We start from the raw sequence: 21,365 nt of genomic DNA on the forward strand, positions 1-21,365 counted from the left end.
CGGTTGTGGACGCTCAACGGGCAACTGCTACAAGAATTCAAAGGGCATCAAGGCAGAGTCTCAAGTGTGAGTTTCAGCCCGGACGGCAAAACCATCGCCACGGCATCAGATGACGGTACAGCGCGGTTGTGGACGCTCAACGGGCAACTGCTACAAGAATTCAAAGGGCATCAAGGCAGAGTCTCAAGTGTGAGTTTCAGCCCGGACGGCAAAACCATTGCCACGGCATCAGATGACGGTACAGCGCGGTTGTGGCCTGTGGAGAATTTAGACCAATTGCTGGTGCGGGGTTGCAATTGGCTGCATAATTATTTGCAGAATAACCCGAATTTGGGTGAGAGTGACAAGCGTCTCTGTGATGATATCAAGTAAAAGCCAAGCGAAAAATTATGCATCGCCGGATTAATATCAGCTTGCCAGATATAGCGCTTCCCATTCAGATGCGGTACAACATTATATAATTGCTCCATCCGGTAGCAATGCGATCGCCAGAAAACGGATTCCCATTATACGATAGGCGATCGCTTCTGCTTGAATTTGGCAAAAAAAACCAACTCATCTACTCCCAAAGCCTAGATGCGATCGCCTACATTAGCCATTTTGCAACATCCAAACCAGTTTGCCCAAAATTTGCTCAACCGGCGGCAGTGGATAATCGTTCAATTTAATTAACCCGTAGCGAGCAAGATGCTTTCAATCCCACACCCGACGCAAATTCAAGACAAAACCCGGCAACACCACTTCACCCGATAACTCAGCAGGATTCTCCAACACTTCCACATCCTTAGCCAGTCGATAAATTTCCACCCGTCGCTGCTGCGGATTGATTAACCAGCCTAGTCTCGCGCCATTGTCGATATACTCCCTCATTTTATCTTTTACGGACTTGAGGGTATCTGAACTAGAGCGTAACTCCACCACAAAGTCAGGGCAGATATTCGCAAACGTTCCTTTTTGTTCCGAAGTAAGCGCCTCCCATCGTTCTCCACTCACCCAAGAGGCATCGGGGGAGCGAGTCGCACTATTAGGTAAAATGAAGCCTGTAGAAGAGTCAAAGGCTTCACCCGGTTCGCCCGCATTCCGCCACCATAAATACAACTCCCCTGAAATGCTCGAATTGCGTCTCCCAGTTTCCCAGCCTGTTGGTGGGTTTACTATTAACTCTCCTTTTGCGGTTCTTTCCAGTCTCAAGTCTCGGTTAGCTGCGGCTAAAGCAGCAAACTGTTCTTGGGTAACATACAGCCCAATGGACTTAGGTAACTCAATCAATAGGGTTTCGATTTCTGGACTAGCGGGTGTTTGTACCATTTTGACCTCTTACCAATAGGGATTCGGTAAATGATGCCTATTCTATTAACTAACAAATTCTACAAGCTTTCTTAGCGTCCGCCTCCGGCACTGTACGATCGCCCAAGCGTATCGAACGCAAGCGCAATTGCAGATAATTGTAAGCGATCGCACCTTCTAGAATTATCTCAGGCGATCGCCATCTCTTCTCTTCTCTAACCCCTTCTCCTCTCATGGGACGATGAAGTAAACTATTTGCCATGCCATCATAAACAATGAAACAAAATGTCAGCCGAGGTTTTTCATGGCATTAGAAGGAGTGATTTTAGATGTTGATGGGACACTGGTTTTAAGTAATGATGCTCATGCAAATACCTGGGTAGAGGCATTTGCAGCTTATGACTTGGAAGTAACATTTGAAAAAGTTAGACCACTTATGGGCATGGGTGGAGATCAACTTATTCCCAAAGTAGTGCCAGAATTAAACAGTGAGGAAGGAACTGGCAAAGCGATCGCCCAACTACGCAAAGAACTATTATTTAACAAATATATACCGCAAATTACTGCTGCCAATGGTAGCAGAAACTTAATATTAAAGATGCAAAAATCGGGATTGCATCTGGTTGTTGCTAGTTCAGCGAGTTCTCAAGAACTTGACATCATGCTCAAAATTGCCCAAGTAGATGATTTGCTATCGGAAGTCACTACATCCGATGATGCCGAAGCTTCTAAACCTGCTCCTGACATTGTACAAGCCGCCTTGAACAAAGGGCAAATGACACCTGATAAAGTAGTGATGCTAGGAGATTCGCCCTACGATATTGAGTCTGCCGGCAAAGCAGGGGTAGGTGTGATTGCTTTGCGCTGCGGTGGCTTTAACGATGAACAACTGTCGGGAGCGATCGCAATTTACGATGACCCAGAAGATTTACTACAGCACTATGACTCTTCTATTCTGGGTGCAAATGCTTAAATATTATAGGACTTACGCAAAATATCTCTCAAACTCTGATTTCTCCGTGCCCTCTGCGCCTCTGCGGTTCGTTATTCCGTAACTCGTGCGTAAGTCCTATATTAAAAGGATAAGCGATCGCACTTTGTAAAAGTATCTCATGCGATGCCGAAGTGTGGTAAACTACGCTACGTTTTTAACTTTTGCTAAAGCGTTTGTTGCAAAAGCAGTGCGTTAGCCTTTAGCTAACGCACCCTACAAAGTTAAACAGTAGAGAAATTAGCCATTAAAAACGCGACTGCGCCACTTATTCAACCGCGCTTCTCCAATTGTGGCAGACCGTCGGGCATCAGCAACTTGCTCTTGCAAACCTGCAATCTGTTTTGCTTGCGCGTCAGCTTGCTGTTGCAAAGATGTATATTCGCCTGTGCTGTTCACGGAATTGGAAGACTGCCAACTACTACTAAATTTTGTTGTGCCGATGCTGGCAAAGGGTCTTAAGTCTGCTAGCTGTTGTTGCAAAGTTGCAATCTGGCTTTCTTGCTCTTTAATCTTTTGCTGCAAGCCTTCTTCAGCTGCTGTGCGAGTTGCAATAAACTGATTAACTCCAGCAGCAGTTTCTGGCCTGGGCTTGAACACTTCAGCAAGTATTGCACTAACATCCGTGAGTTTAACTTTACCGTAAGGAGTGTTGGTAATTAGCGATCGCACCAGTTGAGGTTTATTATTCGTTGCTAGGTTCTTGTCACTGCTAGAATTGCTCCGCACCAGTTGCAGCATATTGGTAAATTCCAATATCTTTTTGCCCGTTTGAGTTTTATAACCCCGGTAATATGGTACTATATTATTCCCAAAAGCATCTAAATACTCGTCGCTATCAAGATAAGAATCAATATCCGCCTCAAAACCCTTCTCATCTAAAATATTGCTGTGATAAATTGTCTCGGAGTAGTCATCGGGAGCGCGACCCAGCAGATGCTTGAAGTTCAACTCAATAGCACGGTAGCGGTAAACGTTATCAAAAAATCTGGAGCGATACAACTCTGATTTGGCAACCTGACGCACAAACTCACGGACATCAATTATACTTTGCTTGAGTTGCGATTCTGGAACGATGAGCCGCTCACTTTCCATAATGTAGGCATTACCCAACACTTGCCGATAAACTGCCCGAATTACAATTTCAATCTCATCATCTGAAGCAGTAGTCCACAGTTCAATGGGTTCTGTTTGGGAAAATGCTTGATATTGGCGTCGTCTGGTTTCGTCGTCTATGAAGGTCTGCATACTTGGGTTAGTGTGGGTAGGTGTGGCTAATTTGTAAAGTAAATAGAACTTACGCAAGAACTCTCTAAAACTCTTGTTCCTTTGGGACACAAAGAAGTCAGAAGTTAAAAAGGTTTAGCGCCGCCTCACAAAGAAATGGTATTAAGATTTACTAATTACTGGGTCTTGATATAATTTATCAAGTTTTGGGGAGTTTTTTAGTTACATTTTCTAACAAACTTAGACGGCTAACTGTTAATAACTAACAGCTAATCCTGATAAAAAATTAGCAATTAGACATTAACAATTAGCCGTCAACTCCCTTGGGGAGTATTTAAAATTAAAAATTTAATTGTCAGAACAATTTCCGCAGGATAGCGACTCTCAAGCACGCTCATCAAATCTAGTGTAGAAACCACCGTATTTTATCCAGTATTGTTTCAAAGTATGATGAGGGGTATGTAAACTAGCTTTCGCCTGATATAAAATAACTTGGCGATGATCGCCCATCCAAATTTTATTAACGGGGTCAACGGATATTACTGTTCCTCCTAAAGAAGCAACACATTCAGAGAATCTCTCAATTGTCGTATATTCTAATGTCTCGAATATAAAAAAGTTACCCGAACAAATCAAGTGGCGGCTGCGAATCCAGCAACGCATTTTTTTTTCAGCTAGTGGAGGTAACATTTTGGTTTTAACACATTCAAGCTGAATCAACATAATGCGCTCACTGCACGTAATTCATCAGCAAAATTTTCCCCTTTTTCAAACTGCAAAGGGCCAGCAGTTGATCCCCATATTTGCTCGTGGGTTTCAATATCCATACCTTTATCTAGACTTATCCAAGTACGCTCGGTTACTTCTACTTCGCTAATCAGATATGTCTGGCATCCATTGCGCTTAATCAGACATTGATTGCCTGGTTCTACACTGCCTCGAAACATTTCACCATCTCGTTGGAAAACCATTGAACAGTGGTAACGCCGTTCGATGCTCTCTGGGGTGATGGTTTTGAGGATATCTAATTCACGAGCCGCACCTGCATAAAGCATAGGGTCTTTCAAGCTGTAATTTTCGATATAAATGCGATCGCCGCAATCGACTAGTCTATGTACTCCCTGACGATAGGGTGTCCATAAATCGTGGTCATACGCTTGTTCAGAATAAAAACCGATGGCAGAAAAAAATTCAACTGGTAAAGGACGAAAATAAATGTGAATGTGGGCGTAAAGTTGCGGATTTGCAAAAGATTGCTTGTAGTTGCTAAAATCTCCTGCCATCCAAGAGGCTAAGGTGAGCAAATCGCTAGCGTTGGTGCTAGATTCATTGGGCGCTATCGTCACGTCGCTTCGCTCCAAATTCAAAATTCAAAATTCAAAATTCAAAATTGATATTGCTAACTGGTTGAACTTGACAAAGAGCGAATTTCTGAAGAAAAGGAAGCTGTTGTCACACCTTTACCATCACTGGTTTTAATCATCGCTACCCGAAATCGCAGATTTGGGTTAGCAAACCAAATTCGCTCCTCAGCAGCAGCGAGTTCATACTCTGTTAGCAGGGTAAAAATGCCATCGTCACTCAGATGATATTTAGCTACTGCTGGGATTGTTTCGGCGTATCCTTTGTCTCGCAGGAGTTTGCCTCTAGAAGGATTTTCGAGATCGGGAATTGGCACCAGCACAGTACTACCAGAAATTGGTTTATCGTCCCAGTCTGACTCACCTTCCCAAGTCATCCGAAAGGGGTGGGTGATACTGGCGGCGTCAGTGTCATACAATTGACAGATTGCTAGCACCGCCGGATCATCAGTAGATAGAGACTCAATGTTAATGTTAGACAGCACTTGTTCAAAGTGGGCGAATGCTAAATGATGACCGCTACGCTGCGATCGCCATCGTCCAATTGAAAGTTCAAAGAATTCGGTAATTTCCATTAGAAAAGTGATATTAAAAAGTAACTTACAATCCAAGATATATCTTGGCTAAAGTGCTGAGTTAGGAGTTAGGAGAGACGCGATTAATCGCGTCTGTACAGGAATTAGGAGTTAAGAATTAGGAATTAAGATAATTATCCCCATCCCTCTCATCTCCCCCATCTCCCTCATCTCCCTCATCTCCCCCACTCCCCACTCACTTACTTAAGCAATTTCAGTGATACTGACGATTTTCCCGCCCGTGCGATGAATGTTTTGCACTTGCCCAGACAGTTGATTGTAGTTAACTACATATTCGAGGTTGCCCAGACGAGTACGGACATTAGCTGAACCTTTGACTACCTTAATCAAGAAGCGTTTGTCGGTGCTGCTTACACTAGAACCAGCAACGGGAGCCTTGATGGATGTGGGTAAATTTGAACCGACATCGCTGATCAGTTTGGCTTTGCGATCGCTATCACTGGTAGCTACTCCTCTGAGTAAGCTAAAGGTGCGGTTAAAGGTGACATTCTTAATTCCGATTTGGGAGCTAGTGCTGCGAACATAAGGAACAATATTCTCGCCAAAATTCTGCTGATACTCTTGGCTATCGATATAGGATTCGATTTCAGCATCATAGCCCTGTTCGCTGTAGATGCGGACGTGTTCAGAAATTTCTGCCTGATCAGCAGGAGGACGTCCTAACAGGTGTTTGAAGTTCAGTTCAATGAACCGATATTGGGAAGAAGAGTTGAAAAACAGGGATTGATAAAGTTCTGATTTCGCAACGGTGTTGACGAATTCGCGGACACTGATTTTGCGATCGCGCAATTGTGATTCAGCCGTGGCTAGTCGCTCACTTTCCAACAAGTGAGCATTGCCCAAAACCTGTTTGTAAACTGCCCGAATCAGTGTTTGTAATTCACTTTCGCTGGTGTTCGGACGCAGTTCAACATTAGGTGAATCAATAGCCCAAAGTGACATTGAAGTATCTCCTTAAAAACGCGAATTAAATGAAATTTCCGAGCATCCTACCCCTTATAAAGGTAGAATTTCCCATCAGTTGTCAGTTGTTTTTGCTACTGACAAGCTTTTGTAAAACTTTAGTTGGTGAAAGTACATTAAATATCTTTCATATATGACAACTGACGGCGGAATTGCTCAAACCCCAGGCTAACTTTTGATCAATGATAAACACTGGGTATTAAAGACTGGAGACTGAGTACTGCGGAAATTATTTCCCAATCCCTAATCTTTAATTCCGAATTTCTATTCTTTAGTTGACAGGAGTAATACTGGCGATCGCACCACCCTGCTTGTGAATCCGTTGATACTCTTGTGAAAGCTGATTGTATGGCACAAAAAAGACCTGGTTACTGCGGCGAAACTTGGAAATGTTGTTTACCACATTTGCCTTGTAGCCAGTAACTTCAACCCGGTATATCTTACCATCGTCACCAGATCCCACACCTTGACGGGTGCGAGCAGTAGATGTCGGGTTACGGAATGCAGCACCTTTGCTGGCTGGTGAAATCACCGGGGTAGGCGTGCTTTGAATTAGCAAACTGTTCAATTTTGGTTGTTTGCCAGCTAAGTCACCTTTCAGGCTGCTACTAGAGGAACCACGTACCAGTTGGAACAAGTGGGTAAACTGAACCAAACTCTGGATAGCTTCGCTTTTGTAGCCCCGAATATAAGGCACAATGTTTTCCCCGTAAGTCTCTTGGTATTCGTCGCTATCTAGATAGGAATCAATCTCAGCTTCAAAGCCCTTTGTATCCAGAATAGTGCTGTGTGCGCGCGTTTCTTCTAGATCCAATGGCGCACGACCAAGGAAATGTCTGAAATTTAATTCAATCGCTCGATAGCGGGGGGCGCTATCAAAAAACCGCGATCGGTAAAGTTCCGACTTCCCGACTTGACGCACAAACTCACGAACCCTAATTTCACCCCGTTTGAGTTGGGATTCGGGAACGGAAAGCCGCTCACTCTCCATTACATAAGCATTGCCTAGAACTTGCTTGTAGACAGCTCTAATTACGGTTTCAACTTCCTCATTAGAGCGATTTGGCCACAGATCAATGGGATCGGTATCTTCAAACAGAGCGATCCCTAATCGTGATGCTGGTCCAAAAGCCATTCAAACTATCTCCCAGTTAACAATTAAATTTTATGAGAAGGATATTCCGCAGATGTTAACAAACTTTACATCATTCTAATAAAGAAGAGGCCATAGAGACTTTAAATCCTTATTAGTCTTGATGATTTTAAGTTTTTGCATCGTTTCTCCTTACATATTCTGATACGATGCCGAAACCATATTTATTAAAAGTTGTTAAGTTAAATAATACTTAAAAAAAATTCAGCTTTTTTTTAGCTGCAACAAAAAGAAGCCTCTCACTCACCTGCAAGGGGAGTAATGAGATGAATTTTTCTCTTGTTGACTCCTTCTCATTCAGCACTCGTACCTGGGTACTACCGAATTTGGAAATTAGCCAGTTGGCTGATTAAATGGTCAAAATAGGGAGCAAGAGTTTCTTGCTGATTAGCTTGGCAGCGTTTCAAACTAGCAGCCTTGATGCTTTTTAAGCCTAAGAGCATTGCATCCAATGGAACTTGTAATTCCTGATAAAGCAAATTCATATAGTGCAGTCCTGTGGGATTTGTATACTCAGTGTGGCCACCTGCAATGCCATAAGTAATACATCGGAGAAAATGCCAAAAATCTCGCCAGCAAGCTTGAGCGCGTTCAGGTGGATAAAGGCCGCCTCCAGGCTGGATAATTTCGGGATAAGTCCCTAAAACCTGCTCTCTAGCTTCATCAACGATTTCGGCTGCGCGATCGCGTAACAACTGAGCAACAGGAATTAACTCAGAATTATCGGGTGACAAGGTTTTAATCTGCGATAAATCTTCGTTGCCCAGGTAGCGAAAAGCATCATCCGCAGCTTGGAATATGGCGATTGCTGCTTTTGGATGGGACTTTTCCCACTCAGCAAAGCTGACAATTCTCGCTTTGGCTATTAATTCTTTGACGGTTTCGCTTAATTGAGTCATTGGTTTAGGGCATGGGGGATAGGGCATGGGGCATGGGAAATTGGAGGGGAGCATGGAGACAAGGGGACAAGGGAGACAGTGAGGATAAAGAGAATAACCAATGCCCAATGCCCAATGCCCCATGCCCTTCATTTCATTTGATCACATCTGTAAAATAAAGTAAAGAATAGCTCTACCAAATGCACCTATGGAAATCCATAAAATCCAAGCTGAACTGAAGAACCCAGATTTTCAATATCGTCTGAAGGCGATCGCTGCCCTGGATAATTATGAATCAGAAGTTGCAGTTCCTCTGCTGACGAGTAAACTTCATGACTCAGAATTTTTGGTGCGTTCTTTTGTGGCCAGGGGTTTGGGTAATCAACAATCAGCAGAATCCTTTGCGGCTTTGATGCAAATTATGAAATTTGACGATACCCCCAACGTGCGAGCTGAGGCAGCAAATTCTTTATCGCTATTTGGCAGAGTCGCAGTTTCTCATCTAGTTCTGGCATTTTATCAGGATGACCACTGGCTAGTGCGACGGAGTATTTTGGCCGCGATCGCTGAAATGGATTGCCCTGAAGAGCTATTTGATATCTGCGTTCAGGGTTTAAAAGATGAAGATTTCACAGTTCAGGAATCCTCTGTTGATGGACTCGCCTTACTCGCTGATTCTAGTCAACATCCTGCGGCATTATCCCAAATATTAATGTTGGTGAATGTTGAATCTTGGCGGATGCGTATGCGAGTTAGCTATGCCCTCAAACGATTTGATGAGCCGGAAGCCAAAGCAGCTCTGAACCAACTCAGACAGGATGAAGATCACCGAGTTGTCGGCGCTGCTTTAGAAGACTTGTTGCCACAATAGCGACATCGGTTCCTTTTGAATCATTATTTTACCTTAAAATTGACAAAAATATTCGGGTAATCTGCCAAAATCTGGAAGAAAAGATCAGCTTTTTCAAGATTAGGAGACATTTCTTACCGAAAAAGACTCATGATACAGAGCAACTAAATTTATTTATGGGGATAAAATTTACGCATTGACAATAAATATTAAATATGTATAAGTTTAAAAGCCACATCTTTCGTAGGGGTAGAGCAATGCTGATGCGTGTCAACTTAAGCTAACGTGAGTTCGATGAACCTCTCCCTCCCAGCCTCCCTCTCCGAAACGGAAAGGGAGGGGCAACGAAAAATTAAGCTTTTTACTCCCCTCTCCGAAACGGAGAGGGGTTGGGGGAGAGGTCAAACAACATTTGTCGAACTCACGTTAAGCTAAAACTCTTTTAAAATCTCGTTTCCAGCAAGAGGCTGGAAATGCTCTTCAATTGCGGCTGTGCCGCAAGTCTTGAGGCGGAGCCTCTATAGGCGCATTCCCAGTCGGAGACTCTTAACGAGACAAAGATAGAGAGCAACTAAATTTCTTTATGGGGATTATTAATTTTGAATTTTGAATTCGGAGCAAAGCGACGTGACTGATATACCAACTGGTCAAATGACTTGGCGACTACCAGATTCTGAGGAATCTGCTTTACATTTGCGGCATAATGCTTCGGAACCTTGGCGATCGTATAAAGAATTTCCACAATATGTTCTACCTGATCCGCCCGGTTTTTCCGAAGGATACGCGACATTTTTAGCGCTCCTGAAAAAGAGCTGGCAGCCTTTATGAAAAGTCTCACTCAGGACTTTCTAAGTACTCAGTTTAGTCAAGCACTCAAACTTTCGCGGGTTGTTCTACGGGTGTAAGCGTTCCAAACGTCGAGTTCTGAATGTGGACGGCTGCAAAGCATGGCTAAGGTTTCTTTTGTGAGTCCTTGAGCAAGAGTAAAATCGGCTCCAGCGATACTTTGAAGATGCTCCATCTCTGCATCACTGAGGTCAGTTGCTCGCAGGTCTGTATCCCGCAAATCGGCTCCAGTCAATCGAGCATTCTGCAAATTGGCTCCCGTCAAATAAGCTTTTGTCAGGTCAGCGCCACTTAAAGCAGCACCTTGCAAATTGGCTTCTGTCAAGTCAGCGCCACTCAGGTAGGCTCCACGCAGATTAGCGCCTTGTAAATCTGCGTTACGTAAAGAAGCTGTATTCAGAAAAGCACCATTGAGATTAGCACCAGGCCCCACCGCTCCCGAAGCTTTGTAGTTATATTCTTGGGGCCATTTCGTCTGTGTATCATAACGCGCCACTTCGAGTTTGGCTCCCTCCAAATTTGCGCCACTAAGATTAGCTTGTTGCAGGTCAGCACGGTTTAAATAGGCTCCCTGCAAATTGGCTCCACTCAAATCGGCTCCTCGCAGATTAGCGCCTCGCAAATCTGCCCCACTTAAATCGGCATTACTCAAGACCACCTGACTGAGGTCGGCTCCTAATAGCTTGGCTTTACTCAAGTTAGCTTGTTGTAAATCTACTTCCCTGAGATTGAATTGGTACAAATCGACAGAATCTAGAGGGATTCCTGCTTTCAGGGCTGTTAAGATTTCTGGAGTTGGACTGGGGCGTTCGGCAAAGCCGTTGCCGTAGGCATCGCTAGTAATAAGTTGAATTTCACTATTTGTCATCAGCTGATTAAAATATAACTTTTGGAGTTATTCTACACTTTAGCTAAATCGGGACTTGATCTCATCACTCAGTTTTCAATAACGCCAAAATTTGATCAAACGAGGTTTTAAAACAGATGCATTTAATACCGCCCTTGACAATGATCGACTTCTTCCGTAAAAGTGAGGGAACATGGTTTACGGAACGCTCCGTTCATCATTTTGACTCGGCGGCGGATGAGTCGGGGGAGTCGAATTTGATTATTAAAGTCATGGATAAGGATGATCCGAAAGTCGAAGAAGTTTGTACAGCCCAAGGGATAGACCCTACTAAAGCAACCGGCGGCGCTAGCTTTGCATGGCAAGCTAACCTAGACACTAGGCTACCGAATACCGATAATGCTGCCATTTTGGTAGATGTTCCCGACGAAACAAGGCGTTCTGGAAAACTGATCCGCAACCAAGGTTATGTTGAGAGCATTCCAGTTGTGAGTCGGTATCGGTTTGCTGATGATGGAGTGCTGACGATTGATACTGACTATGACAATAATCAAGGTCAGGAACGTTGTTGGTTTGTTACGGATGATTTTCGTGTCAGGGTCAGTACAGTACGAATGATGAACGGAGTCAACTTGATGACTTATTGTTCTGAGCGTCGTTGTGTTTCCCAAGAAGTCTTGGAGCAAATGATCAGTCGGAATCATGCTAGGCGTTAGTGGGGATGAGGGGGATGAGGGAGATGAGGGAGATGAGGGAGATGAGGGAGATGAGGGAGATGAGGAAGAAATAACCAATGCCCAATGCCCAATGCCCAATGCCCAATGCCCAATGCCCAATACCCAATGCCCAATACCCAATGCCCAATGCCCCATTAAGGAATGTTGCTTTGTTTCTCATAAATGAGACGTGCGTGATTGCCATCACTTATTTTCATGCAAGGGTTAACAAGTTATGCTCCATGTATAAGCCTTTCCTGGAATTTTTAGAAAAAGAGCTATTTCACCGGTTTGATTTACAAAGTAGGGTGATTCCCCCTGGTTTGGAATTCAAAATTAGCGATCGCGGCAAAAACCCAGCAACTATTCGCAGTTGGTGTTATCAATGTCAAGAGTTGCGGAAAATTCGCTATACCTACATTGATGCCGGGGAAAGCGCTCAGATTTTTAATAGTGTGATTTATCCCAGTCATCATTACGATCTACCTCTATTAGGGATTGATTTTTTATCCTTTGGTAAAGTCAAAAACCTGATTGTGCTTGACTTTCAACCTTTATTTCAGGATGAAGATTATCAAAACAAATATATAGTTCCGCTCAAATCTCTCCATGATAAATACCCGGATTTGGCGCAAAACTTAGAAATGAAGTTTTACGATGCCAACCAGTATTTTTCTAAGTACCTATTGTTTGCCAAAACAGATCCCCAAACAGTGGCAACGCGAGTCTTTGAAGCTTTTCAGGATTATTTAAACTTGTATTGGCAAATGCTAGCAGATGCCCAAGCGCTCGAAGATCCAGAAGATATTCAACGAATTGTCAAAGCTCAAAAAGACTATGACCAATATAGTGCAGACCGCGATCCTGCATCTGGTTTGTTTAGCAGTTACTTTGGTCATGAATGGGCAGAGCGCTTTCTCCATGAGTTCTTATTTGAAGATGCTGTTCCCCTAGCAGTTAGTAGCAGCAAAAGATGACCGATTGGGCATTGGGGATGATTAATTTTGAATTGGAGCGAAGCGACGTGACACTCTATCAACCATTTCTCGATTATGCGATCGCCTACATGCGATCGCGCTTGGATTTACAACCCTATCCTATCCCCACTGGGTTTGAGTCGAAGAGTGCTGTTGTGGGCAAGGGAAAGAATCAGGAAGAGGTTGTCACCACCAGTTATGCTTTTCAAACCGCAAAATTGCGGCAAATTCGGGCTGCTCACGTACAGGGTGGTAATTCGCTGCAAGTGCTGAATTTTGTGATTTTCCCCCGCATCAACTACGATTTACCATTTTTTGGGGCGGATCTGGTGACATTGCCAGGAGGACATCTAATTGCTTTGGATATGCAGCCGCTATTTCGGGATGATGCAGCATATCAAGCAAAATATACCGAACCAATTCTGCCCATTTTCCACGCCCACCAACAACATCTATCTTGGGGAGGAGATTTTCCAGAAGAAGCGCAGCCCTTTTTCTCTCCCGCTTTTCTGTGGACTCGTCCCCAAGAAACGGCTGTAGTAGAAGCTCAGGTGTTTGCCGCTTTCAAAGACTATTTGAAAGCTTATCTAGATTTCGTCGATCAGGCCGAACCTGTAACAGATTCCCAAAGTTTAGTAGCCATTGAGCAAGCCCAACTGCGATACCTGCGATATCGGGCTGAAAAAGACCCAGCACGAGGGATGTTTAAACGCTTCTATGGTGCAGAATGGACTGAGGAGTATATCCACGGCTTTTTATTTGACCTAGAGAGAAAATTAACACCCATCAACTAGTAATTCTCAGGTTTTACTCATGACTCGTTCCCAGTCTCCGACTGGGAATGCCTTCATTGAGTCTCTGACTCAATTTCTGACTGGAGACAGCAGCCCCTAATCAAGCATTCCCATACTCTTCATGGGAACGAGATACGAGATAAATGACAAATAGTTACTCTCTACATTCGACTTGTGTGTACACCGTAGCCTAAAAGACTACGGTGTACACACAAGTCTTTTTGTTCACAACACAAGTCTTTTCGTTCACAACACAAGTCTTTTCGTTCACAACACAAGTCTTTTTGTTCAGAACACAAGCCTTTTCGTTCACAACACAAGTACTTTCGTTCAGAACACAAGCCTTTTCGTTCACAACACAAATACTTTCGTTCACAACACAAGCCTTTTCGTTCACAACACAAGTACTTTCGTTCACAACACAAGTCTTTTTGTTCACAACACAAGTCTTTTCGTTCACAACACCTAAAATAGTGCATTAGACGTAGACTTAGGTTGGGTGGAGCAGAGCGCAACCCAACTGATTATCAGGATGTTGGGTTACGCTTTGCCTCCACCCAACCGACAATTTTTTTGCAACATTAAAGCCTAGACAGTCCACTACAAGACTACGGAGATTTTTTCAGAAATCAAATATGATTCCTATATCAGGTTTTATGACTTGCGATCGCACCAACTTACAGCAGAAATCATGTCTTTGAAGCACATCTGTCGTAGGGGCACAGCATTGCTGTGCCCCTACCGCGTAGTCTATTTACCTGAAAATAGCTGTAATCGGGATTCAATGGAATATAGCTAGCTCGGTTTCCGGGTCAAAAAAGTGAATTTTCTCTGGAGTTAGAGATAACCATAGTTGCTCACCAGGTTGTACAAATCGGTCTGGTGGGATTCGCACTTGTAGGTAATTGGCTGTAGTGGCTGTTTGAGATCCCGGTTCGGCAATCTTAACAGCGAGAAAGGAATCGTTGCCAAGATTCTCTACCAAATCTACTTGCACCGGTATATTTTTAGTGGCAGGCATACTCAAATTCAAATGTTCTGGGCGAATGCCTAAAATTAAAGTTTTCCGATCATATTGTTGTAAGGCATTTCCCCAGACTTCTGGGAGGGTGCAACGAAACTGGGAATGAATAATTAACTGCGGGGCATGAAATTCCACAGGAATAAAATTCATCGGTGGTGAACCAATGAACTCTGCGACAAAAAGGTTGGCAGGGCGGTTGTAAAGTTCTAGAGGAGAAGCGACTTGCTGAATTTTACCCTCAGACATAATTGCAATGCGATCGCCCATTGTCATCGCTTCTGTTTGATCATGGGTAACGTAAATTGTCGTTGTTCCCAGTTGGCGCTGCAATTTGACAATTTGGGCGCGGGTTTCTGCCCGCAGTTTGGCATCTAAGTTAGAAAGCGGTTCATCCATTAAAAATACTTGGGGGTCACGCGCGATCGCTCGTCCCAATGCAACTCGTTGTCTTTGTCCTCCAGATAGCTGTTTAGGTAAGCGATTCAGCAATGTTTCGATTTGCAATAGTTGAGCAACACTACGCACCTGTTCATCTACTGCTCGTTCTTTGTCAGAAATGTAGCGCAGTCCTTTAGGTAAGTTTCTTGTCGCCCCCACGAAGAGATTTTCTGCCCACGTCCGAAGATATGGGGATGAGGGGGATGAGGGAGATGAGGGAGTAATTTCTTCCCCTACTCTCCCAAAACGACGGCGTAACCCAAAGGCGATGTTGTCATACACCGTCATGTGAGGATAGAGGGCGTAATTTTGAAAGACCATTGCGATGTCGCGTTCTTTGGGTGGTAGGTCATTGATCAAGCGATCGCCTACCCAGATATTGCCTCCGGTCATCACTTCTAATCCAGCGATTAGCCGCAGCAGAGTGCTTTTACCACAACCAGAAGGGCCCACCAGCACCATAAACTCACCATCTGCGATCGTCAGGTTAATTCGCCGCAAGACGTTGAGACTTCCCGCACGCTCTGGCGCTGCATCAGTTTTATCCCCAGGCGTCAGGGAAGATTCAGTTTGTGAGGTCACGCTTCCCCCTTTACGTGGGGAAAAACTTTTATAAACGTTTTCTAAAACAACTTGGGACACGATTAGTTATTGTCATTGAGCATTGGGCATTAGTCATAAAGGGACAAATGACTAATGACACTTTAGCGCCCATAATAATACACGTTCAGGGTAACTGAATTATTTTGCACAATTCTTGGAACAATAAGTTCACTCTAAAAAATAAATTATCCAGTAGGGTAGGCGATCTTAAAGGGGATTGGGGGATCTCTTCTGCGTAAGTTCTAAAAAAAGGAGAAGCAGGGAGAAAAGTTTCCTCTCTGCGTCTTTGCCCTTATTCTCTCTTAATAGGGCCACTTCCAATCACGAATTTCCGGCATATCGTCGCCATACTTATCAATGTAATGTTTGTGTTCGATCAGCTTATCTTGTAATTGCTGTTTGACATAAGCTGCCCTATATCCTAGTTTCGGCACGCGATCAATTACATCAATTACCAAATGGAAGCGATCGAGATCGTTAAGAACAACCATATCAAAGGGGGTGGTGGTGGTTCCCTCTTCCTTGTAGCCACGCACATGCAAATTATTATGGTTGGTGTGGCGATAGGTTAGGCGATGAATCAGCCAGGGATAGCCATGAAAGGCAAAGATAACAGGTTTGTCTGTGGTAAAAATTGTGTCAAAGTCTTTTTCGCTCAAACCGTGGGGATGTTCGGTTTTTGGCTGTAGTGTCATCAAATCGACTACGTTGACTACCCGCACCTTTAACTCTGGGAAGTGCTGGCGCAGGATGTCTACAGCAGCCAAAGTTTCTAAGGTGGGAACATCCCCAGCACAAGCCATCACTACATCTGGTTCGCCGCTTTGGTTGTTGCTTGCCCATTCCCAAATGCCGATGCCTTTGGTGCAGTGCTTGATAGCAGCATCCATGTCAAGATATTGCAATGCTGGTTGCTTCCCAGCAATGATGACGTTGACATAGTTGCGGCTTCTTAGACAGTGGTCAGTTACCGATAGCAAAGTGTTAGCATCGGGGGGCAAATATACGCGAACGATTTCTGCTTTTTTATTGATTACATGGTCAATAAAACCGGGGTCTTGGTGGGAGAAGCCGTTGTGGTCTTGCCGCCAAACGTGGGAGGTGAGTAGATAATTGAGAGAAGCTATTGGTCTACGCCAGGGAATATGTTTGGTCGTTTTCAGCCATTTGGCGTGCTGATTGAACATCGAGTCAATGATGTGGATGAATGCCTCATAGCAAGAGAAAAAACCGTGGCGTCCTGTGAGGAGGTAGCCTTCTAACCATCCTTGGCAACAAGTTTCGCTGAGGATTTCCATCACCCGACCATTCTGGGAAAGGTGGTCATCTTCAGGGAGGATCTCGGCTACCCAAGTCTTATCTGTGACTTCCAATACAGCGCCTAAGCGATTTGATACTGTTTCGTCGGGGCCGACGATGCGGAAGTTGCGGCTTTCCTGGTTAAGTTGCATGATATCCCGCAGAAATCTTCCGGCAACTTGGGTAGCTTCAGCGATCGCTTTGCCTGGTTGAAAAACATCTACCGCATAGTCTTGAAAGTCGGGTATCTTTAGGTCGCGCAGCAGGATACCGCCGTTAGCGTGGGGATTGTCACCCATGCGTCGATGACCCTTGGGAGCCAGTTCTGCTAGTTCGGGAATCAGTGTGCCGTTAGCGTCGAAGAGTTCTTCTGGTTTATAACTCTTCATCCAATCTTCTAGGATTTTCAGATGTTCTGGCTGTTTGGTTATGTTGCTCAAGGGAACCTGGTGCGATCGCCAAGAACCTTCGGTTTTTTTGCCATCTACTTCCTTAGGGCCTGTCCAACCTTTGGGGGTTCTGAAGACAATCATCGGCCACTGGGGACGTTGGGTGAAACCATGTACGCGGGCTTCTCGCTGGATGCTTTGAATTTCGGCGATCGCTGTTTCTAGAGTCGCCGCCATCTGCTGGTGTACATCTGCCGGATCGTCACCTTCGACAAAGTATGGTTTGTAGCCGTAGCCCACAAATAAGCTTTCTAATTCCTCATGGCTAATCCGTGCCAGTACTGTTGGATTGGCAATTTTATACCCATTCAAGTGCAGGATTGGAAGTACAGCCCCATCATGCACGGGGTTCAGAAATTTATTAGAATGCCAGCTAGTTGCTAAAGCACCTGTTTCAGCTTCGCCGTCACCCACAACAGCAGCAACAATCAAGTCAGGGTTATCAAAGGCAGCACCGTAAGCGTGGACGAGGGCGTAACCAAGTTCACCGCCTTCGTGGATCGAACCAGGAGTTTCCGGTGCAACGTGGCTGGGAATACCACCGGGGAAAGAAAATTGTTTGAAGAGTTTCTGGATTCCTTCAGCATCCTGGGAGATGTTATGGTAATACTCTGTGTAAGTACCTTCTAGGTACGTGTTGGCTACCAGTCCAGGGCCTCCATGACCAGGCCCAGCAATATAGATGGTGTTTAGGTCATATTTTTTGATCAGCCGATTCAGGTGAACATAGATAAAGTTCAGCCCTGGCGTTGTTCCCCAGTGCCCCAAGAGTCTGGGTTTGACGTGTTCCAGCTTTAGGGGTTCTCTTAGTAGCGGATTGTCGAGTAGATATATCTGCCCAACGGAAAGATAGTTAGCTGCACGCCAGTAAGCGTTGATCTTCCGTAATTCTTCATCTGTTAAAGGCTTTGTTTGTGGAGTCGTTGCTAATGTCATTATCGACACTCCATTTCAAAAGGATTTTGACGGCTTCATCAGTAAGCAATTTTACTTGTTTTTCAAGATTATGGCCGTCTAACCTCTGATAATTTTTTCCAGCCTTTGTGATTAAATTCCTTCGCTTTGGGCATAGGATGGAGAGCGATCGCTAGCAGGGGTTGTTTAGTGACGCTATTGATTACAGTAGGTTTCATGTATTTGAACCACATCTGTCGTAGGGGCAATTCATGAATTGCCCCTACCGCGTGGTCTATTTACCTGAAAATAGGTGTAATACTATCAATCTGCATTTTCTTGATCATAATTATTTAGTTCTAAAGTATACTCTAATGCTGCTTTTAGCATTAATAAGTAATTATGAGAAAGAGTTCCTAATTTTCTAATTAATCGCTGTTTATCGATAACAACAATTTGATAACAAAGTACTACTGACTCTTGCGTTAAACCGCCCTCACCTGAAGGTATGACAATTGTACCTGGTATAAGAGCGCGTCGCAGATTAGTGGTTAAAGGAACTACTACTGATGTTGTTGTAAACTGAGCTAGTCTATCTCGCTGAACAATAATAACTGGTCCGATACCTGCTTGCTCTGAACCTCGACTCGGATTCAAATCAGCCAAATAAACATCTCCTCGCATCAAACTGCGTCCTCTTGCTGAAGTTGGGAGAGATAATCAGTTAAAACGGATTCTGCAAAAGCTAAATCTTCATCAGCAAACTCAGTTTTCAGTGCAGCAGCCTCTCCATCAGAAATAGCATCCCAATGCTGAGTTAGTTTTTTTTTCTGAAGAGAGATAGCGAAATTTAATACTTCTTCTTGACAAGACAAAGGCAATTGGGACAATATTTCCAGCAGTTGCCTGTGAATAGTTGCTGTTGGTTTTTCTGGCATTGTTACATTTCCTAGATTAATACAGCATAATTCAGAAGTAAAACAGGCTTTATACCTGGGTTTGAGACGAATCGTTGTGTACTTCACTTTCCTTAAAATCTGCTGTAGATAGAGTATCTACTATAATTTTCTCATCTTCAAGCTTTGCTTGTTCTTGAAGTATCCAGTACAGCAAAACTAGCTAGATGCAGATCAATTAATGAACTAATTATTAATTTCCAATAATCCAGGCGGTGGTGTAATTTCAATGCGACCAGATGGTAAGTCTACCACTGGTGCGATCGCTTGTACAAATGGAATCAAAACAGTCTTTTGCTTTTTGTTAGTAGCAAATGATTCATGTAACTTGACTTCTAACAAATCATTCCCAGCAGAGATGATATCTACTACCGTCCCCACGAGTTCGCCAGATGCTTGCATGAAGACTTCCAAGCCAATCAAATCGAGGACATGATATTCATCTTCGCCTAATTGGGGGCGATCGCTTGCTGGCACCATTAACTTACAACCGCGCAACGCCTCCGCCTGGTCGCAATTTTCCACACCAGCTAATTTGATCACATACAAGTTTTTGTTACTGATGTAACGTCCTTTCAATAATTCAATTGGTTGTGGTTCTGTTTCACCAGAACGCAACAACCAACGTTTTCCCGGCACCTCAAATCTTTCGGGAAAGTCAGATACAGGATAAACCCGTAATTCCCCAGACAATCCTTGAGGGGAAACAATCTTACCAATTTCTAGCCAATTATCTAATTTGTCATTTGTCATTTGTCATTGGGCATTGGGCATTGGGCATTGGGCATTGGGCATTGGGCAAAGAATTCTTATAACAGACGCGATGAATCGCGTCTCTACTTTTGTACAGACGCGATTCATCGCGTCTCTCCTAACTCCCCCTAAATCAAGCACTCACAACTGCACGCTGATAAGTTTCTTCAGCCACTTTTGCTAAACGTTGCATAGCAGTGACAATCTCCTCATCGCTACCTGTAAGACTGATGCGGAAACATTGGTGCTTGTGCGCCCACTCTTCCTCTAAACCGGGGAAAAAGCTACTTCCAGGGACAATAATCACACCTACTTGCTTGACTCGTTGGTAAAATTCCCAGTCACTAATGGGTAAATCCTGTAACCACAACCAAGCAAAAATTGCTCCTTCACCGCGATGGAGAAACCAAGGTAAATTCTTGGGCATCGCTTGTTCTAAGCTGGTTTCTAAAACGGCAAATTTATTTTGGTAAAAGGGACGGATGACAGTGTGAGAAATTTCCACTAAGGCACCAGAATTGATTGCAAAAGCTGCGATCGCTTGGCCGTAACGTGAAGAATGGAGACTCATATTGGACTGAAAACACTCCAGTACTTCAATCCACTTTTCATCCCCAATCGCAATACCAATCCTTTCTCCTGGTAATCCCGCTTTCGATAAACTCATGCAGTGTAAGATATTATCACCAAACACTGGTGTCATTTCGGTAAAGTTCAATGCTGGGAAGGGAGGCGCATAAGCTGAGTCAATTAACACGGGCACATTGTAAGGTGCAGCCAGGGCAGCAATTTTTTTCACCTCATCATCTGTGAGGACGTTACCAGTAGGATTACAGGGGCGAGAGAAGAGGACACAACCAGTATTTTCTGTAATCGATAGTTGGCTGAAGTCGGGGCGATATTTAAATCTGTGGGCGGCTGCATCAATATCAAGAGTCGGTTTATAGGCGATTAAGGCTTTTGGAACCAAGCAGATACCGCCGTAACCCGTGTAGTCAGGACTGAGGGGCAAAACGATTTGTTTTAACTCGCCGCTAGAGGTGTAGCCACCGAAGCTATTCACAGCGTAGAAGTAGAGGGTTTGACTACCGGGAGTGATCAGGATATTGCGATCGCTCAAATTTAACCCGTAACGTTTGTTAAAATCATTAGCGATCGCTTCAATAAATGGTGCATAGCCCTGACTTGAGCCGTAGCGACAAACTACCTCGCCATATTCTGGACTAGCTAAAAGCTGTGCAGTACAATCCCGCCATAACTGCTCTACCTCTGGCAAAATCAACGGATTCCCAGCACTCAAATTAATAAACTGCTGCCCTGCACCCGTTCGCAATGTTTCGATAATATCCTTCATGATTGCTCTTACGCCAGTCAGGTTGGACATCTGAGCGCCAATTTGAGTTAGGGCAGGGTTCATAAGCTGTGACAAAATGTATTAATTGAGAGGTGGACAAATTATTTGG

Annotated in this window: 26 protein-coding genes; 8 read left to right on the top strand and 18 right to left on the bottom strand. The window is 44.1% G+C overall.

Annotated elements, in window-relative coordinates:
- The coding region (locus tag V7L05_RS12755) for a WD40 repeat domain-containing protein (protein WP_442937857.1) at positions 1 to 372 on the top strand (372 nt) is incomplete at its 5' end.
- A gap of 89 nt (positions 373 to 461) precedes the next feature.
- Complete coding sequence (locus V7L05_RS12760; RefSeq protein ID WP_335164515.1) at positions 462 to 668, top strand: hypothetical protein; 207 nt, start codon at positions 462 to 464, stop codon at positions 666 to 668.
- Between the two features lie 25 nt (positions 669 to 693).
- Here V7L05_RS12760 and V7L05_RS12765 read toward each other — a convergent pair whose 3' ends face one another.
- Positions 694 to 1,308 carry a Uma2 family endonuclease gene (locus tag V7L05_RS12765; RefSeq protein ID WP_335164516.1) on the bottom strand — a complete coding sequence of 205 codons (615 nt, stop codon included), beginning with the start codon at positions 1,306 to 1,308 and terminating at the stop codon, positions 694 to 696.
- 49 nt (positions 1,309 to 1,357) lie between these two features.
- A complete protein-coding gene (locus V7L05_RS12770; RefSeq protein ID WP_335164517.1) occupies positions 1,358 to 1,549 on the bottom strand; it encodes a hypothetical protein in 192 nt (63 codons plus the stop codon).
- Between the two features lie 42 nt (positions 1,550 to 1,591).
- On the opposite strand from V7L05_RS12770, the gene V7L05_RS12775 reads away from it, so the two are divergent.
- The gene (locus tag V7L05_RS12775) at positions 1,592 to 2,260 is read left to right on the top strand and encodes an HAD family hydrolase (protein WP_335164518.1); all 669 of its coding nucleotides are present in this window, start codon (positions 1,592 to 1,594) and stop codon (positions 2,258 to 2,260) included.
- Positions 2,261 to 2,518: 258 nt separating this feature from the next.
- On the opposite strand, the gene V7L05_RS12780 is transcribed toward V7L05_RS12775, so the two are convergent.
- The 7 genes from V7L05_RS12780 to V7L05_RS12810 form a co-directional block, all read right to left on the bottom strand.
- On the bottom strand, positions 2,519 to 3,583 hold the full coding sequence (locus tag V7L05_RS12780) for a phycobilisome rod-core linker polypeptide (RefSeq protein WP_335164519.1): 1,065 nt from the start codon (positions 3,581 to 3,583) through the stop codon (positions 2,519 to 2,521).
- Positions 3,584 to 3,889: 306 nt separating this feature from the next.
- Entirely contained in the window at positions 3,890 to 4,228 is a 339-nt protein-coding gene (locus V7L05_RS12785) for a CpeR family transcriptional regulator (RefSeq protein WP_334832936.1), read from the bottom strand.
- Positions 4,222 to 4,851 carry a chromophore lyase CpcT/CpeT gene (locus tag V7L05_RS12790; protein ID WP_335164520.1) on the bottom strand — a complete coding sequence of 210 codons (630 nt, stop codon included), beginning with the start codon at positions 4,849 to 4,851 and terminating at the stop codon, positions 4,222 to 4,224. Before V7L05_RS12790 ends, V7L05_RS12785 begins: the two co-directional genes overlap by 7 nt.
- 53 nt (positions 4,852 to 4,904) lie before the next feature.
- Positions 4,905 to 5,441 (bottom strand): phycobiliprotein lyase, encoded by a 537-nt coding sequence (locus V7L05_RS12795; protein ID WP_335164521.1) that lies wholly within the window; start codon positions 5,439 to 5,441, stop codon positions 4,905 to 4,907.
- Between the two features lie 204 nt (positions 5,442 to 5,645).
- Positions 5,646 to 6,404, bottom strand: a complete 759-nt coding sequence (locus V7L05_RS12800; RefSeq protein WP_335164522.1) for a phycobilisome rod-core linker polypeptide — start codon at positions 6,402 to 6,404, stop codon at positions 5,646 to 5,648.
- Between the two features lie 292 nt (positions 6,405 to 6,696).
- Entirely contained in the window at positions 6,697 to 7,560 is an 864-nt protein-coding gene (locus V7L05_RS12805) for a phycobilisome linker polypeptide (protein ID WP_335164523.1), read from the bottom strand.
- A 335-nt stretch (positions 7,561 to 7,895) separates the two neighbouring features.
- Positions 7,896 to 8,600, bottom strand: coding sequence for a phycobilisome protein (locus tag V7L05_RS12810; protein WP_335164524.1), 705 nt, complete (start codon positions 8,598 to 8,600; stop codon positions 7,896 to 7,898).
- Between the two features lie 64 nt (positions 8,601 to 8,664).
- Between V7L05_RS12810 and V7L05_RS12815 the strand changes: the two genes are divergently transcribed.
- On the top strand, positions 8,665 to 9,327 hold the full coding sequence (locus V7L05_RS12815) for a HEAT repeat domain-containing protein (protein ID WP_335164525.1): 663 nt from the start codon (positions 8,665 to 8,667) through the stop codon (positions 9,325 to 9,327).
- 550 nt (positions 9,328 to 9,877) lie between these two features.
- Here V7L05_RS12815 and V7L05_RS12820 read toward each other — a convergent pair.
- Together V7L05_RS12820 and V7L05_RS12825 are read right to left on the bottom strand one after the other, a co-directional pair.
- Positions 9,878 to 10,096: a hypothetical protein gene (locus V7L05_RS12820; protein WP_335164526.1), complete on the bottom strand. Its 219-nt coding sequence runs from the start codon at positions 10,094 to 10,096 to the stop codon at positions 9,878 to 9,880.
- Positions 10,097 to 10,171: 75 nt separating this feature from the next.
- On the bottom strand, positions 10,172 to 11,020 hold the full coding sequence (locus V7L05_RS12825) for a pentapeptide repeat-containing protein (protein WP_335164527.1): 849 nt from the start codon (positions 11,018 to 11,020) through the stop codon (positions 10,172 to 10,174).
- Positions 11,021 to 11,136: 116 nt separating this feature from the next.
- Here V7L05_RS12825 and V7L05_RS12830 point away from each other — a divergent pair, with 116 nt between their 5' ends.
- The 4 genes from V7L05_RS12830 to V7L05_RS12845 are packed head-to-tail and all read left to right on the top strand — an operon-like array spanning position 11,137 to position 13,486.
- On the top strand, positions 11,137 to 11,715 hold the full coding sequence (locus V7L05_RS12830; RefSeq protein ID WP_335164528.1) for a phycobiliprotein lyase: 579 nt from the start codon (positions 11,137 to 11,139) through the stop codon (positions 11,713 to 11,715).
- Positions 11,702 to 11,902 (top strand): hypothetical protein, encoded by a 201-nt coding sequence (locus V7L05_RS12835; RefSeq protein ID WP_335164529.1) that lies wholly within the window; start codon positions 11,702 to 11,704, stop codon positions 11,900 to 11,902. The genes V7L05_RS12830 and V7L05_RS12835 overlap by 14 nt, the downstream gene beginning before the upstream one ends.
- Positions 11,903 to 11,957: 55 nt before the next feature.
- Positions 11,958 to 12,692: a 15,16-dihydrobiliverdin:ferredoxin oxidoreductase gene (locus tag V7L05_RS12840; RefSeq protein ID WP_335164564.1), complete on the top strand. Its 735-nt coding sequence runs from the start codon at positions 11,958 to 11,960 to the stop codon at positions 12,690 to 12,692.
- Positions 12,689 to 13,486: a phycoerythrobilin:ferredoxin oxidoreductase gene (locus tag V7L05_RS12845; RefSeq protein WP_335164530.1), complete on the top strand. Its 798-nt coding sequence runs from the start codon at positions 12,689 to 12,691 to the stop codon at positions 13,484 to 13,486. The genes V7L05_RS12840 and V7L05_RS12845 overlap by 4 nt, the downstream gene beginning before the upstream one ends.
- A gap of 781 nt (positions 13,487 to 14,267) precedes the next feature.
- On the opposite strand, the gene V7L05_RS12850 is transcribed toward V7L05_RS12845, so the two are convergent.
- The 7 genes from V7L05_RS12850 to V7L05_RS12880 all read right to left on the bottom strand — a co-directional run bounded on the left by V7L05_RS12850 (position 14,268) and on the right by V7L05_RS12880 (position 21,319).
- On the bottom strand, positions 14,268 to 15,590 hold the full coding sequence (locus V7L05_RS12850; RefSeq protein WP_335164531.1) for an ABC transporter ATP-binding protein: 1,323 nt from the start codon (positions 15,588 to 15,590) through the stop codon (positions 14,268 to 14,270).
- A gap of 263 nt (positions 15,591 to 15,853) precedes the next feature.
- A complete protein-coding gene (locus V7L05_RS12855) occupies positions 15,854 to 18,235 on the bottom strand; it encodes a phosphoketolase family protein (RefSeq protein WP_335164532.1) in 2,382 nt (793 codons plus the stop codon).
- 68 nt (positions 18,236 to 18,303) lie between these two features.
- On the bottom strand, positions 18,304 to 18,432 hold the full coding sequence (locus tag V7L05_RS12860; RefSeq protein WP_335164533.1) for a hypothetical protein: 129 nt from the start codon (positions 18,430 to 18,432) through the stop codon (positions 18,304 to 18,306).
- Between the two features lie 85 nt (positions 18,433 to 18,517).
- Positions 18,518 to 18,877, bottom strand: coding sequence for a type II toxin-antitoxin system PemK/MazF family toxin (locus V7L05_RS12865; RefSeq protein ID WP_335164534.1), 360 nt, complete (start codon positions 18,875 to 18,877; stop codon positions 18,518 to 18,520).
- Positions 18,877 to 19,131 (bottom strand): hypothetical protein, encoded by a 255-nt coding sequence (locus V7L05_RS12870; protein WP_335164535.1) that lies wholly within the window; start codon positions 19,129 to 19,131, stop codon positions 18,877 to 18,879. Before V7L05_RS12870 ends, V7L05_RS12865 begins: the two co-directional genes overlap by 1 nt.
- A gap of 204 nt (positions 19,132 to 19,335) precedes the next feature.
- Positions 19,336 to 19,902 carry a ribosome maturation factor RimM gene (gene rimM / locus V7L05_RS12875; RefSeq protein ID WP_335164536.1) on the bottom strand — a complete coding sequence of 189 codons (567 nt, stop codon included), beginning with the start codon at positions 19,900 to 19,902 and terminating at the stop codon, positions 19,336 to 19,338.
- Positions 19,903 to 20,035: 133 nt separating this feature from the next.
- Entirely contained in the window at positions 20,036 to 21,319 is a 1,284-nt protein-coding gene (locus tag V7L05_RS12880; protein WP_335164537.1) for a valine--pyruvate transaminase, read from the bottom strand.
- Between the last annotated feature and the right edge of the window lie 46 nt (positions 21,320 to 21,365).

It is taken from the genome of Nostoc sp., assembly GCF_036917755.1.
In the GTDB taxonomy this organism is placed as follows: domain Bacteria; phylum Cyanobacteriota; class Cyanobacteriia; order Cyanobacteriales; family Nostocaceae; genus Nostoc.